Origin of the sequence: Actinomycetospora cinnamomea (assembly GCF_003096675.1) — a bacterium.
GTDB classification, from domain to species: domain Bacteria; phylum Actinomycetota; class Actinomycetes; order Mycobacteriales; family Pseudonocardiaceae; genus Actinomycetospora; species Actinomycetospora cinnamomea.
The window spans coordinates 1-13,621 of sequence record NZ_QEKW01000004.1 but is presented as its reverse complement, the minus strand read 5'-3'; the positions used below and the strand labels follow the sequence as shown (position 1 = coordinate 13,621).

Here is a 13,621-nt window from a genome sequence, read left to right as displayed (position 1 = left end):
GCCGCGACGCGGGTGCGGACCTCCTTCGGGGTGGCGGCGCGGGCCCGTGTATCGTTCGTCAGCAGATCACTCCGGGCGAGTGGCGGAATGGCAGACGCGCACGGTTCAGGTCCGTGTATCCGGAAGGATGTGGGGGTTCAACTCCCCCCTCGCCCACCACCACGAAGGCCCCGGTCGGGAGACGGCCGGGGCCTTCGTCGTCCCGGTACCGGCCCGCGCGAGAGGACACCGACCCGGATGCACGACGCACGGCTCCTGCTCGAGCTGGGTGACGAGGCGGTGCGCCGCCTCGCTCGCCGCGGCTACACGCTCGACCTCGCCGGCCTGGAGGCGCTGTCGTCGCGCCGGGCCAGGGCGATCGGACGCGTGGACGAGCTGCGGGCGGAGTCGAAGCGGGCGGCCGGCGAGGTCGGGAGGGCCGCGAAGGCGGGGTCGTCGTCGACGGAGGTCCCCGCCGAGCTCACGGCGCTCAAGGAGCGGGCCCGCGAGCTCAAGGACCGCATCCGTGAGGCGGAGGACGAGGTCGAGGCCGCCGAGGCGGCGCTGCGCGACGTGCTCCTGACGATCCCCAACCTGCCCTCGGACGACGCGCCGGACGGCGACTCGGACGCCGACGCCGTCGAGGTCCGCCGCGTCGGCGAGCCGCCGGCGTTCGGGTTCACCCCGCGCGACCACGTCGCGCTCGGCGAGGCCATGGGCATCCTCGACTTCGGCCGGGCCGCGAAGCTCTCGGGTGCGCGGTTCAGCGTCGCGCGCGGTCCGGGCGCGGTGCTCGAGCGTGCGCTCGCGTCGTTCTTCCTCGCCCTGCACACCGGACGGCACGGCTACACCGAGTTCTCGGTGCCGCACCTCGTGACCCGGGAGACGATGACCGGCACGGGGCAGCTGCCGAAGTTCGAGGAGGATCTCTTCCGCACGGGTACCGGCGATCGGGACCTCTACCTCATCCCGACCGCCGAGGTGCCGCTGACCAACCTGCACGCCGACGAGATCCTCCCGGCCGAGGAGCTGCCGCTGGCCTACACGGCCTGGACGCCGTGCTTCCGCTCCGAGGCCGGCTCGTACGGGCGGGACACCCGCGGCATCCTGCGGCTGCACCAGTTCTCGAAGGTCGAGCTCGTGCGCCTGTGCGCCGCCGAGGAGTCCGGCCGGGAGCTCGAGACGATGCTGGGGCACGCCGAGACCTGCCTGCAGGAGCTCGGCCTCGTCTACCGGGTCGTGCGCCTGGCCGCCGGTGACATGGGCTTCGCCGCCCAGCTCACCTACGACGTCGAGGTGTGGCTCCCGAGCCAGGACACCTACCGCGAGATCTCGTCGTGCTCGGACTGCGGGACGTTCCAGGCACGGCGGGCCGGCATCCGCGCCAAGGACGCCCACGGCGGGCGCGGGCAGGTGGCCACCCTCAACGGCTCGGGGCTGCCGATCGGGCGCACGATGGCCGCGGTGCTCGAGCAGTGCCAGGACGAGGACGGCTCGGTGACGCTGCCCGAGGCCCTCGTCCCCTTCACCGGCTTCCGGCGCCTGCTCCCGGACGGGAGCACCGACTAGCGCCGGATCGCCGCGAGCTGGTGGGCGTGGCCGACCAGCCGGCCCGTCGGGTCCCAGACGCGGCAGTTCTCGTGCATGCGGTCGGCGCCGGCGTGCTCCACCCACTGCGTGACCCGCAGCGGTCCGTGAGCCGGCTCCGCGACGACGTGGGCCGAGAGCGACATGGTCGGCGACCACCCGAGCACGCCCATGTCGAACGTCGCCGGCGGCAGGACGTCCAGGGCCACGAGCAGGCCCTCGGGGGTCCAGGGCTCGCCGGTGTCGAGCGCGACCCACCCGGAGATGCGGCCCTCGCCCGACGGTTCGCCCCGGAGGAAGCCGGTGGTGCGCGGGTCGAGGCGGGTGTCGACGACGTCCATGAGCGGCAGCGACCCGCGGCCGTCGTCGGTGGTCGACGGGCTGCGGGGGCACTGCTCGCGGGGCGTGAGGTCCGGCGGGGGCGGCTCGTGGTCGTGCGGCGAGGGCTCGGCCGGAGGCCCCAGCACGCAGACCGCCTCGACGCAGGGTCCGTCCTGGTCGAGGCGCACCCGCAGCTGGGACGCGCCGCGGCCGGTCCGCAGCACGGCCACGTCGAGCGTCGCCGGGCCGGGCTCGGGCGCCTGCAGGAACGTCCCGGTCACCGCCTGGGGGCACGTGTGCTCCGGGCGCTGCGCGGCGACGGCCTCGCGCGCGGCGCGGGCCGTCACCGCGAGCAGGTAGCCGCCGTGCAGCTTGGGGCCGATGCCCCACTGCGCGTCGAGCAGGATCGAGTACCGGCCCGGCTCGTCGCCCGCCTCGGGGCGCGTGGCCTTCTCGAAGTCAGCCACGGACCGCGCTCGCGGCCCGGATCGTGTGGGCCCGGATGACGAGGACCCGGGTCACGACTGCGGCGGGCGCGGCCAGTCGGCCGCGTCGTCGCGCGGAGGCGAGGTGGGCCGGGTCGGCCGCTCCTGCGGGCCACCGGTGGGCGGGCCGACGGGACCGGTGACGTCCTCCGTGCCGCCCGCGGTGCCGGGAGCCTGCGGCCCCCCGGGCGCCCGGGGCCCGCCGGGAGCCTGCGGCCCGCCGGGGGCGCCGTACCCACCCGCGGCCTGGGGCCCGCCGGGGGGCGGACCCGCGGCGCCCGGGCCACCCGGAGCCGCACCCGAGGGCGGGGTGACCGGCTCGGTGCCCTCACCGGCGCGGGCACCCGGGGCCTGCGGGTCACCGCTCGCGGGGCCGCCCTGCTTGGCCGCCCAGCCGACGCCCTCGCCGACCTTGGCCTCCGCCCGGCCGATCTGGTCGTGGTACTTGCCCCCGGTCTTCTGGTCGAACCACCGCGCGGCCTTGCCGATACCGCCACGGATGCCCTGCTCGTTGTCGGCGACCTTCTTGCCGACCGTGTCGCGCAGATCGTTGAGGAACTGCTTGCCCTGCTTGGCGTAGTCGTCGCGACTCACGGGTCCTCCACGTACCGGGGTGCGGGACAGGACGGTACCCGCGTGACGACCGGGTCCACACCCGTTCGTGAGCGGCCGGAGGTGTCGCCCCCACGGCCGTCTGCGGCAGGGTGGCCGTCGGGCGCGCCGGGCGGCCAGGCACGATGGGCGCGTGGACACCCCGACATCGGGGGTCCGGGAGACGGACCGGACAGGGCACGGGGGACGAGGAGGCGCGCGGGCGTGAGTTCGACGGAGGCGGGCCCGCCGCCCACTGTTGGCGGCGGGCGCTACACCCTCGGCGACCTCATCGGCCGCGGCGGTGCGGCCGAGGTGTTCCGCGCGCGTGACGAGCTCCTCGGGCGGGACGTCGCCGTCAAGCTCTTCCCCGCGGGGGTCGGCGAGGCCGACGAGTCCCGGCGCCAGCGCGAGGTCCAGACGCTGGCCGGGATGAACCACCCGGGCCTGGTGACGATCTACGACGTCGGCCAGGAGCGCGACCGCGCCTACTTCGTCATGCAGCTCATCGAGGGCGAGTCGCTGGCGGACCGCATCCGCTCCGGCCCCCTCGCGCTCGGCGACGTCGTCGCCCTCGGTGCGGCGCTGGCCGACGCCCTGACCTACGTGCACCGCCACGGCGTCGTCCACCGCGACATCAAGCCGGGCAACGTCCTGCTGGACACCGAGGGCCGACCGCACCTGTCCGACTTCGGCATCGCCGTCCTCGCCGACGCCACCAACATCACCGCCACCGGCATGGTGATCGGTACCGCGTCGTACCTGTCGCCGGAGCAGGTGCGCGGCCAGCAGGTCGGGCCTGCGTCGGACGTCTACGCGCTGGGCCTCGTCCTGCTCGAGTGCATCACCGCGCGTCGCGAGTACCCGGGCAACGCGCTCGAGGCGGCCGTGGCGCGGCTGCACCGGGCGCCGGAGATCCCGCCGGACCTCCCCGGGCCGCTCGGGGGGCTGCTCGCCGGGATGACGCTGGACGAGCCGATGGAGCGGCCCACCACCGAGCAGGTGGTCGGCGAGCTGCGCATGATCGCCCGCGAGAGCGGGATGGACGCCCAGACGGTCCTGGCGCCCGCGCCGATCACGGGCAGCGGCGCGATGCGCACGGCGGCGATGGGGCCGGGCACCGGGCCCACCGCCTACGCGCCGATGGGCGGGCCTTCCTCGGGTCCCACCCGCCGGATGGGGACCCCACCCGGCGGCTACGCGGCCGCGGCGGCCGCCGGCGCGTACGGCACCGGGTACGGCGACCCGACCGCGCTGGTCGGTGGCGAGCCGGGCGCGGCGCCGGGGGAGGCGCCCCGCCGTGGACGCCGGCGCGCGGCCGCGGTGCTCGCGCTCGTGGGCCTGCTGCTCGCGGGCGGCATCGGCGGCTACCTGCTGCTGTCGAACCGCGACGAGCCCGCCCCGGCCGCGCCGCCGGTCCTGCCGCCGGTGCTGAGCACGTCGAGCACCACCACGACCACCGTCGAGGAGACGACCGAGCGCACCACGCGGCGCACCACGACGCCTCCGCCGACCACGACCGTCGCCCCGCCCCCGGTGACGACCCAGCCGCCGGCCGAGCCGACGACGACGACCGCCACGACGAGCGCCCCGGCGCCCGGTGGCGGCACGGGTGGTGGCGGTGGCGACGGCGGGGACGACGACGGCGGCGCCGTCGGCGGGCTCGGCGGCTAGGCCGCGCCTGGCGAGAACTCCCCGTCGAGCACGCCGGCGCGGAAGGCGGCCCACTCGTCGGCGCGGAAATGCAGCTCCGCGCCGGACGACGCCTCGCGGACGGTGCGCCCGCCCTCGGCGGTGGCGGTCACCTCGACCGCACCGTTGGCCGACGGGGCGTCGCGGGCGACCTCGTCGAGGAACGCCGACCAGGCCGGCCCGTCGAGGTGCACGACCGGGCCCTGCCCGTGCTGCTTGGTGTCGCGCAGGTAGGTGGCGCGGTCGGCCTCGAGGACCTCGACGCAGCTCGCGCCGTTGGAGCTGTGGCGGGAGGTCCGCCATCGGGGGGTCGTGCCGTGGGTCATGGCCGAGTCTCCTTGCACAGGGGGAGCGGTGGGGCCCGTGCGGCACCGGGCCCGTCGCGACGACCTCGAGGTGTCGTGCGTCAGGCGCCCAGCGCCGCCCGCCGGTCCCGGATCACCTCGCGGGAGGCGTCCTCCGGGAGCGCCGCGTCGCGCAGTCTCGCAGCGGCCGTGCGGTATCCGCCAATCCGGTCAGGATCCTGGACGTAGACGGCGCCGTCCTGGAACTCCACGTAACCGATCGATCGCGCAGCGTCGAAGTCGAGCAGGGTGAACTCGCCGTCCAGCCCGTCGTGCACGGCGACGGCGAGGGGCATCACCCGGATGACGACGTTGTCCTGCTCCGAGAGGGCGAGCAGGTGGTCGAGCTGCTCGGCCATCACCGCGGGCCCGCCCACGTGGCGGTCGAGGATCGTCTCCTCGATGACCGCCTCGTAGCGCAGCGGGCGCACCGGGTCGTGCAGGCGCTGCTGGCGCGCGAGGCGCAGCGCGACGACCCGCTCGACGTCGACGACGGGGACGCGCAGGGGGTCCGCGAGCAGGGCCGTGGCGTACGCACGAGTCTGCAGCAGGCCGTGGAGCAGCAGCGGCTCGTAGGCGAACGACGCCGACGCGAGCCCTTCGAGGCCGACGAAGGTGCGCAGCCAGTCGGGCACGACGTCGGCGAAAGGTGCCCACCAGGTGCCCCGGTCGGCGGCGGAGGCGAGCGACGCGAGGCGTTCGACGTCGCTGGGATCGGCGCCGTAGGAGTGCAGGAGCCGGACGACCTCGTCGGGGCGCTGCTGGTTCTTGCCCTGCTCCAGGTAGTTGATCTTCGCGTGGGTGCAGTCGAGCACGCGCGCCGCGGCGCTCTGCGTGTGCCCGGCCTGCTCGCGGGCCGCACGCAGCTCGTGCCCGATCAACCAGCGCAGCGCGCTGGGGTCGGTGCGGTCGGCCAAACGCCGGTCCTCCGGGGCTCGCGGCGCCGCCGGGTCGGCACCGGTCGGGATGGAGGGTAGCCAGCGCAGCCGCCCCGAACCGGTGAACTACTCTTCGCCCTACATGTAGGCGTGCGGCCAGGTGACGTGGAGGGCCCGGTGTCCGACCGCTCCGTCGACCCCGTGACCGGGGCCGCGTCCCCCGCCGGGGACGCCTGGATCCTGCCCGCCGAGCCGATCTGCGGGACGACGACCACCACCGCCACCGGGCACCGCGCGACCCTGACGCACTGCCGCTGCGGGCTGCCGGCCGGCGGCGAGGGCTACGACGTCGCGGTCGACCCCGAACCCGGCGGCGTCAGCTCGGTGACCGTGCTGGGCCAGGTGCCGGGCGTCGCGCGGTGGGACCGCGGTGCCGACGGGTTGTGGCACCCCGTCCGCACGCGCTACCAGGCCGCCGGCCCGCCGCTGCCCTGGCGCGCGCTGGGCGTGTGCGCGGCGCGCCGGCGCCACCGTCTCGTCCCGGTGGCTCCCCGCTAGCTGTGGCGGCGGAAGAGCGGCGCCCGACCGGGCGGCTGCTCGACGTCGCCGACGTGCGGAGGCGGCGGGACGGCCACGGTGACCGGCTCGTCGACGGCCACCTTCACGTCCTCCTCGTGGTGGCGCAGCTCGAGGGCGTCGCCGTGCTCGAGGGTGTAGGTGGTCTCGGTGCCGCTGACCGCGAGGTGCAGGGAGCGCCCGCGCCACTGCACGCGGAACCGCAGGCCGGAGAGCTGCTCGGGCAGCCGCGGCGCGAAGCTCAGCCCGCCGTCGTGGGTGCGCATGCCCCCGAGCCCCATGACCACGGCCGTCCACGCGCTGCCGAGCGCGGCGAGGTGCACGCCGTCGCGGACGTTGTGCTCGAGGTCGGCGAGGTCCATCTGCGCGGACTCGCACAGGTAGTCGTAGGCGAGGTCGAGGTGGCCGGTCTCGGCGGCCATCACCGCCAGCGTGCCGGGCGAGAGCGACGAGTCGCGGACGGTGATGCGCTCGTAGTAGACGAAGTTGTCGTACTTCTGCTGCGGGGTGAACGCGTCCGGGCACTGGACCATCGCCAGCACCAGGTCGGGCTGCTTGACGACCTGCTTGCGGTACAGGTCGAAGTACGGGTAGTTGAGCAGCAGGGGGTAGGCGCTCTCGGGGGTGTTCTCGAAGTCCCAGACGGCGTGGCGGGTGAAGCCCTCGCTCTGCTGGTGGATGCCGAGCGCGGAGTCGAACGGGATCACCATCGCCGACGCCGCGGACCGCCAGCTCGCGATCTCCTCGGGGCTCACGTGCAGCCGCTCGGCCTCGCGCGGCCAGCGCACGGCGGCGTCGGCGGCACCGCGCAGGTTCTTCTGCGCCATGAGGTTGGTGTAGACGTTGTTGTCGGCCACCGCGGAGTACTCGTCGGGGCCGGTGACGCCGTCGATGCGGAACGCGCTGTCGCTGTCGTGGTGGCCGAGCGAGCGCCACAGCCGGGCGGTGGCCACCAGGAGGTCGACGCCGACCTCCCGCTCGAACTCCTTGTCGTCGGTGGCGGCGACGTAGCGCATGACGGCGTCGGCGATGTCGGCGTTGACGTGGAACGCCGCGGTGCCCGCGGGCCAGTAGCCCGAGCACTCCTCGCCCCGGATGGTGCGCCAGGCGAAGGCGGCGCCCTTCAGGCCGAGGTGCGCGGCGTGGGCGTAGGCGATGTCGAGCGTCGAGTGTCGCCAGCGCAGCGCGTCGGCCGCCGCGCGCGGCTGGGTGTACATGAACACCGGCAGCACGAACGTCTCGCCGTCCCAGAACGTGTGGCCGTCGTACCCCTGGCCGGTGAGGCCCTTGGCGCCGATGGCGCGCTTCTCGGCTCGGGCGCCGGCCTGCAGCACCTGGAACAGGCAGTACCGCAGCGCCTGCTGCAGGCGCGGGTCGCCGTCGATCTCGAGGTCGGCCCGCGCCCAGAACTCGTCGAGGTACGCCCGCTGCGCGGCGACCAGCCCGTCCCAGCCCGTGTAGACCGAGGCGTCCAGCGCGGCCTCGACCTGGTCGACGATCGCGGGCTGCGACCGCGAGCTCGACCAGCCGTAGGCCATGTACTTCACGACGCGCAGGCTCTGGCCGGGCTTGAGCCGCGTGATGACCGTGGTGCGCCCGACGTTGTTCGAGCAGGAGCTGGTGACCTGGGCGTCGTCCGGCCCGTAGACCTGGTGCTCCATCGCGGCACCCACCCGCAGCTCCGAGCGCCGCGTCTGGTGGGTCATGCGGGCGCCGTGGCTGGAGAACGAGTGGTGCTCGGGCACGAGGACGTTCTGCAGCGCCGCCGCCACGCGCGGGTCGCCCTCGATGACGGGCATCTGCTCGTTGGCGAAGAGCTCGGACTGGATGACCAGGAGGGCCTCGGACCCGGCGTCGGGGGGCACGGCGACCTCGTAGGAGATCGCGGCCACCGAGCGCTGGGAGAACGACACCAGCCGCTCCGAGGTCACCGTCACCCGCTGACCGGCGGGTGAGACCCAGTCGACGTGGCGGGTGAGCGTGCCGGCCCGCATGTCGAGCGTGCGGTGGTGCTCGAGCACCTGGCCGTAGCGCACGTCGAGCGGCTCGTCGTCGACGAGCACGCGGATCAGCTTGCCGTTGGGGACGTTGACCAGCGTCTGGCCCTCGTCGGGGTAGCCGAAGCCGCCCTCGGCGTGCGGCAACGGGCGGGACTCGAAGAACGAGTTGAGGTACGTGCCCGGCATGGCGTGCGGCTCGCCCTCGTCGAGGTTGCCGCGCAGCCCGACGTGCCCGTTGGCCAGCGCGAAGAGCGACTCCGTCTGGGGCAGGAAGTCGAGGTCGACGTGGGCCTCGTGGATGGTCCAGGGTTCGACGCGGAACGCGTTGGTGATCACCGGTTCTCCTCGTCCGCTGGAGGACGCGCGCGGGGTGCGCCCTCGGGCCCGCCGGAGCGGCGTCGCTCTCCCGCGGAGGTCGGCGGGCAGCGTAGTCGCTTCCTCCGGTGCCACCCGCCGCGCGTGCCTACGGTGGGGGCATGGCTGCACGCGTCCGCATCCCGCGCACCGACCTCGACGTCCACCCGCTCTGCCTGGGCGGCAACGTGTTCGGGTGGACCGCGGACGCGCCGACCTCGTACGCCGTGCTCGACGCCTACCTCGCGGCCGGCGGGGACTTCGTCGACACCGCCGACTCCTACACGTGGCGCGTCGAGGGCAACACCGGCGGCGACTCGGAGCGGGTGCTGGGCGACTGGATGGCCGACCGCGGGGTGCGCGACCGCCTCGTGGTGGCCACCAAGGTCGGCTCGTGGCCCGAGCGCCCGGGCCTGTCGCCGGACAACGTGCGGGCGGCGTGCGAGGACTCGCTGCGCCGGCTGCGCACCGACCGCATCGACCTCTACTACGCCCACCGGGACGACCCGGACACGCCGGTCGAGGAGATGCTCGCCGTGTTCGACGAGCTCGTCCGCGCGGGCAAGGTCCGCCACGTCGGGGTGTCGAACTACTCGGCGGATCGGCTGACCTCGGTGCTGACCGTCGCCGACCGGCACGGGCTGGTGCGGCCGGTGGCCCTGCAGCCGCACTACAACCTCGTCGAGCGCGCGGGCTACGAGGACGAGCTGGCCGAGATCGCGGCGTCGGCCGATCTCGGGGTGATGCCCTACTTCGCGCTGGCCAAGGGCTTCCTCACCGGCAAGTACCGGCCGGGCGACACGCCGCCCGACACCAGCGGCCCGATGGCCTCGGCCCGCGCCGGCGGCGCCGTGACCTACCTCGACGACCGCGGCGTGCGGGTGCTCGGCGTGCTCGACGAGGTCGCCGCCGGGCACAACGCGCCGGTGGCGGCGGTGGCGCTGGCCTGGCTGGCCGCCCAGCCGACGGTGACGGCGCCGATCGCGAGCGCGCGGAACCTCGACCAGCTCGGCACGATCCTGCCGATGGCCGAGCTCACGCTGGCCCCCGACGAGCTCGCCGCGCTCACCGAGGCCTCGGAGGACACCCGGCTGGACGCCTGATCTGGACTCCCCGGGTCGCACCCGTGTGTCATGGCGGGTGTGAGCGCGCTCTCCTCCGTGCACCGCGCCCTGCAGGTGCTCGAGGTGGTCGCCGCGGCCGGCGACGGGATCAGCGCCAAGGCCGTGGCGAGGCGCCTCGAGTACAACCTGTCGACGACCTACCACCTGCTCGAGAGCCTCGTCGTCGACGGCTACCTCGTGCGCCTCGAGGCCTCGCGCGGCTTCGGGCTGGGGCCCAAGCTGCCGGCGCTGCACGACCGTCTCGTCGCCCAGCTGCCCGTGCCGCGCGGGCTCGGCGCGATCCTGCGCGACGTGCACGCGACCGCCGGCGCGGGCGCGCTCTACGCGGCGTTCCGCGACGACGACGTGGTGGTCGTGGCCCATGACGACTGCGCGGAGCACCCGGTGCCCATGATCTCGACCTGGCGGGGCGCCCTGCACGCGACCGCCGTCGGCAAGCTGCTGCTGGCCGAGGCCGACGACGTGGCCCGGCGCGCCATCCTCGACCGCGACGGCCTGCCCTCGCACGCCTACCGCACGATGACCGACCTCGAGGCGCTCGACCGCGAGCTCGCCGGGGTGCGCCGCCGCGACCTCGCCGTCGACCGCGGGGAGTTCCGCGAGCGCCTGGCGTGCATGGCCGCGCCGGTCCGCGTGCCGGGCCCGCGCGGGGCGCCGGCGCTGGTGGGCGCCGTGGCGGTGGCCGTCCCGGTCGTGCCGGCGGGCGGTCCGGGCAGCATCGCCGACCGCCGCGAGCGCCTCGAGCGCGCCGTCCGGGACGGGGCGCGGCGGCTGGCGGACGCGCTGCGCGATCCGGTTTCCACTGGGTGGGACGACGGGGGCCCGGGCGCGGTCCGGCGCGGATAACCTCCGCCGCATGAGTGCCCGGACCACCGCACCGTTCCGTGCCGACCACGTCGGGAGCCTCCTGCGCCCGCCCGCCCTGCGGCAGGCCCGCGACGACCACGCCGCCGGTCGCCTCTCCGACGCCGACCTGCGGGCCGCCGAGGACGAGGCGATCCGCGACGTGGTGGCGCTGCAGGAGTCGGTGGGCCTGCAGGCGGCCACCGACGGCGAGTTCCGCCGCACGTCGTGGCACATGGACTTCCTGTACCAGCTCGACGGGGTGCGCCCGTCGCAGGACTCGTCGGTCCAGGTCGCGTTCCACAACGCCTCGGGCGACCTGAGCTTCACCTCGAAGGCGATGGTCATCGACCAGCGGATCGGGCTGTCCACCACGATCTTCGGCGACGCGTTCTCGATGCTGGCGTCCACGGTGACCACCGCGGTGCCGAAGCTGACCATCCCCTCGCCGTCGATGCTGCACTACCGCCTCGGGGGCGCCCCGGTGCAGGAGGGCGGGGTGTACACCGACGCCGACGACTTCTGGAACGACCTCGCCGCCGCCTACCGCGCCGAGGTGCACGCGCTCTACGACCTCGGCGTGCGCTACCTGCAGCTCGACGACACCTCGCTCGCCTACCTCAACGACCCCGCCCAGCGGGAGTCGATGACCGCCCGCGGCGAGGACGCCACGACCATGCACCAGCGCTACGTCGACACGATCAACGAGGTGCTCCGCGACCGCCCCGACGACCTCCGCGTCACCACGCACATGTGCCGCGGCAACTACCGCTCGTCGTGGGCGGCCGAGGGCGGCTACGACTACGTCGCCGACGCCGTCTTCGGCGGCCTGCAGGTCGACGGCTTCTTCTGCGAGTACGACGACGCCCGCTCCGGCGACTTCTCGCCCCTGCGCTTCCTGCCCCGCGGCGACCAGCAGGTGGTGCTGGGTCTCGTGACCACCAAGACCGGCGAGCTCGAGGACCCGGACACCCTCAAGCGTCGTATCGAGGAGGCGACCAAGTACGTGCCGCTGGAGCAGCTCTGCCTGTCCCCGCAGTGCGGCTTCTCCTCCACGGTCGAGGGCAACGACCTGACCGCCGACCAGCAGCGCGCCAAGCTCGAACTGATCGTCTCCGTGGCTCGCGACGTCTGGGGCTGAGCGGGTCCGTTGCAGCGAACGCGCTGTTCGCTGCTTCTATGCGCGCGAAGTCCCCGTTCGCTCCCCGTGGTTCGGCGTGTTCAGGTCCGGGCGCCCGTCCCCATCCGCCGAATGCGTCCACAGGCGCGGCGGGCGTCGTTACCGCTGCCGTCGCCAGGCGGGCGAGGCTCGGGCACATGCCCCGACGCGCTCGCCTCGATCCCGTCGCCATCGCCTCCGTCGGCCTGTTCGGGGTGGCGGCGGTCGCCGACCTGACCTCGCTCGGGATGTCGTCGTCGACCATCTCCCGGCGGGTCCAGGCCGGCCACGCCCGGCGAGTCCTGCGCGGCGTCGTCAAGGAGGGTCCGGACGAGCCGACCGACGACCAGCGTGCCGCCGCCGCGCTGCTGTACGCGGGGCCGGGTGCGGTGCTGAGCGGGGGCGAGGCCCTCCGGCGGTACGGGCTGACGAACCCGTCGCCCGCCGGTCGGCTGCTGGTCCTCGTCGACGCACAGCGCCAGCGCACGTCCTCGGCGTTCGTGGAGATCGAACGGACCGAGCGACTCCCCGCACCGGTCGACGTCGGCGGTCTCCCGCTCGCCCCGCTCGAGCGCGCCGTCATCTGCACGGTGCGGCGCCTCGACCGGCGGGACGCGGTCCGTGCCGTCCTCGCCGAGGTCGTCCAGAAGGGTCGGACGACCGTCGCCCGACTGAGGGTGGAACTGGCTGCCGGCTCACAACGCGGGACCGCGCTGCCGCGCCAGGTCCTCGACGAGCTCGAGGCCGGCGTGCGCTCGGTCGCCGAGGCCTGGGCGCGGGATCTCCACCGCGACAGCGACCTCCCGCCGGTGCTGTGGAACCCGAAGCTCTACACCACCGACGGGACGTACCTCGCCCAGGCGGACGCGTACTTCCCCGACGTCGGCCTGGCGTGGGAGATCGACTCGCTCGCGCACCACCTCACGCTCGAGGACTGGGACGCGACGTTGCGCCGGCGCGCGCGGATGCAGGCGGCGGGTCTCGTCGTCGCGCACACCCGCCCGCGCCGACTGCGGCAGGAGAAGGCGGATGTCGTCGCGGAGCTGTGGGGGCAGTACCGGCTCGCGGCCGGTCGTCCCTGCCCCGACATCCGCGTCGTTCCGGTGTCCTGACACACCATCGGAGCGGACGCTCCGCCGCGCACGGGCGCCTCGCGCGCAGGAGAGCAGCGAACAGCGCGTTCGCTGCACCGGGCGCCACCCGCATGCCTCGATGTCCCGGAGGCGAACGCGGAGTTCGAACGCATAGAAGCAGCGAACAGCGCGTTCGCTCCGGGAAACCGGTCAGACCCCGTAGCGCGCCGCGAGCTGGCCGCGGCAGATGCTCGTGTTGGCGTCGACGCCCACCTGGTAGGAGCGGGCCTTGCGCAGGTGCAGGGGAAGGGCGTCGACACCCACGGTCGCTCCGGTGGGGTCGACGACGAGCGGGGCGTCGTCGCCGTCCGGGATCCCGAGTTCCCGGCGCCTGGCCCGCAGCCGGCGGAGATCGCCCGACGGAGGGGCGTCGCCGAGGGTCATCGCCGCGACCTGCTCGGGTGTGGCGCCCTCGCGCATCAGCGGGCGCACGACGAGGTCGGTGCCCGCCATGAGCGCGCGCTCGGTGAACGTGCGCCGCAGGTCGTGGAGCTCGGAGACCGCCTCGCCCACCTCGCTGCCGGCCATCGAGCTCACGAAACCCGCCCGCGCCGC

Annotated in this window: 12 protein-coding genes, 1 tRNA gene and 1 pseudogene; 8 read left to right on the top strand and 6 right to left on the bottom strand. The window is 74.6% G+C overall.

Features of this window, described 5'->3' with window-relative positions; translation table 11 throughout:
- Positions 1-73 precede the first annotated feature (73 nt).
- Positions 74-159, top strand: a tRNA-Leu gene (locus tag C8D89_RS09260).
- A 78-nt stretch (positions 160-237) separates the two neighbouring features.
- Positions 238-1,548 carry a serine--tRNA ligase gene (gene serS, locus C8D89_RS09255; RefSeq protein WP_116707856.1) on the top strand — a complete coding sequence of 437 codons (1,311 nt, stop codon included), beginning with the start codon at positions 238-240 and terminating at the stop codon, positions 1,546-1,548.
- On the opposite strand, the gene C8D89_RS09250 is transcribed toward serS, so the two are convergent.
- Both C8D89_RS09250 and C8D89_RS28710 read right to left on the bottom strand, forming a co-directional pair.
- Entirely contained in the window at positions 1,545-2,354 is an 810-nt protein-coding gene (locus tag C8D89_RS09250) for a thioesterase family protein (RefSeq protein ID WP_116707855.1), read from the bottom strand. The genes serS and C8D89_RS09250 overlap by 4 nt on opposite strands.
- 51 nt (positions 2,355-2,405) lie before the next feature.
- Complete coding sequence (locus tag C8D89_RS28710) at positions 2,406-2,966, bottom strand: antitoxin (RefSeq protein WP_165825617.1); 561 nt, start codon at positions 2,964-2,966, stop codon at positions 2,406-2,408.
- A 222-nt stretch (positions 2,967-3,188) separates the two neighbouring features.
- Between C8D89_RS28710 and C8D89_RS09245 the strand changes: the two genes are divergently transcribed.
- A complete protein-coding gene (locus C8D89_RS09245) occupies positions 3,189-4,637 on the top strand; it encodes a serine/threonine-protein kinase (RefSeq protein WP_133251857.1) in 1,449 nt (482 codons plus the stop codon).
- On the opposite strand, the gene C8D89_RS09240 is transcribed toward C8D89_RS09245, so the two are convergent.
- Both C8D89_RS09240 and C8D89_RS09235 read right to left on the bottom strand, forming a co-directional pair.
- Positions 4,634-4,981 (bottom strand): DUF397 domain-containing protein, encoded by a 348-nt coding sequence (locus tag C8D89_RS09240; protein WP_116707853.1) that lies wholly within the window; start codon positions 4,979-4,981, stop codon positions 4,634-4,636. The two genes, C8D89_RS09245 and C8D89_RS09240, sit on opposite strands and share 4 nt — an antisense overlap.
- 80 nt (positions 4,982-5,061) lie before the next feature.
- Positions 5,062-5,916, bottom strand: coding sequence for a helix-turn-helix domain-containing protein (locus C8D89_RS09235; RefSeq protein ID WP_116707852.1), 855 nt, complete (start codon positions 5,914-5,916; stop codon positions 5,062-5,064).
- 138 nt (positions 5,917-6,054) lie between these two features.
- On the opposite strand from C8D89_RS09235, the gene C8D89_RS09230 reads away from it, so the two are divergent.
- Positions 6,055-6,435 carry a hypothetical protein gene (locus C8D89_RS09230; protein WP_116707851.1) on the top strand — a complete coding sequence of 127 codons (381 nt, stop codon included), beginning with the start codon at positions 6,055-6,057 and terminating at the stop codon, positions 6,433-6,435.
- Here the strand turns inward: C8D89_RS09230 and C8D89_RS09225 are convergent.
- Positions 6,432-8,789 (bottom strand): glycoside hydrolase family 65 protein, encoded by a 2,358-nt coding sequence (locus tag C8D89_RS09225; RefSeq protein ID WP_116707850.1) that lies wholly within the window; start codon positions 8,787-8,789, stop codon positions 6,432-6,434. The genes C8D89_RS09230 and C8D89_RS09225 overlap by 4 nt on opposite strands.
- Before the next feature lie 140 nt (positions 8,790-8,929).
- On the opposite strand from C8D89_RS09225, the gene C8D89_RS09220 reads away from it, so the two are divergent.
- The 4 genes from C8D89_RS09220 to C8D89_RS09205 all read left to right on the top strand — a co-directional run bounded on the left by C8D89_RS09220 (position 8,930) and on the right by C8D89_RS09205 (position 13,045).
- Positions 8,930-9,910 (top strand): aldo/keto reductase, encoded by a 981-nt coding sequence (locus C8D89_RS09220; protein WP_116707849.1) that lies wholly within the window; start codon positions 8,930-8,932, stop codon positions 9,908-9,910.
- 39 nt (positions 9,911-9,949) lie between these two features.
- The gene (locus tag C8D89_RS09215) at positions 9,950-10,777 is read left to right on the top strand and encodes an IclR family transcriptional regulator (protein WP_243417979.1); all 828 of its coding nucleotides are present in this window, start codon (positions 9,950-9,952) and stop codon (positions 10,775-10,777) included.
- Positions 10,778-10,787: 10 nt separating this feature from the next.
- On the top strand, positions 10,788-11,915 hold the full coding sequence (locus C8D89_RS09210) for a 5-methyltetrahydropteroyltriglutamate--homocysteine S-methyltransferase (RefSeq protein ID WP_116707847.1): 1,128 nt from the start codon (positions 10,788-10,790) through the stop codon (positions 11,913-11,915).
- A gap of 176 nt (positions 11,916-12,091) precedes the next feature.
- The gene (locus tag C8D89_RS09205; RefSeq protein ID WP_116707846.1) at positions 12,092-13,045 is read left to right on the top strand and encodes a hypothetical protein; all 954 of its coding nucleotides are present in this window, start codon (positions 12,092-12,094) and stop codon (positions 13,043-13,045) included.
- A gap of 171 nt (positions 13,046-13,216) precedes the next feature.
- Here the strand turns inward: C8D89_RS09205 and C8D89_RS09200 are convergent.
- A pseudogene (locus C8D89_RS09200) lies at positions 13,217-13,621 on the bottom strand (metal-sulfur cluster biosynthetic enzyme); the annotation flags it as partial.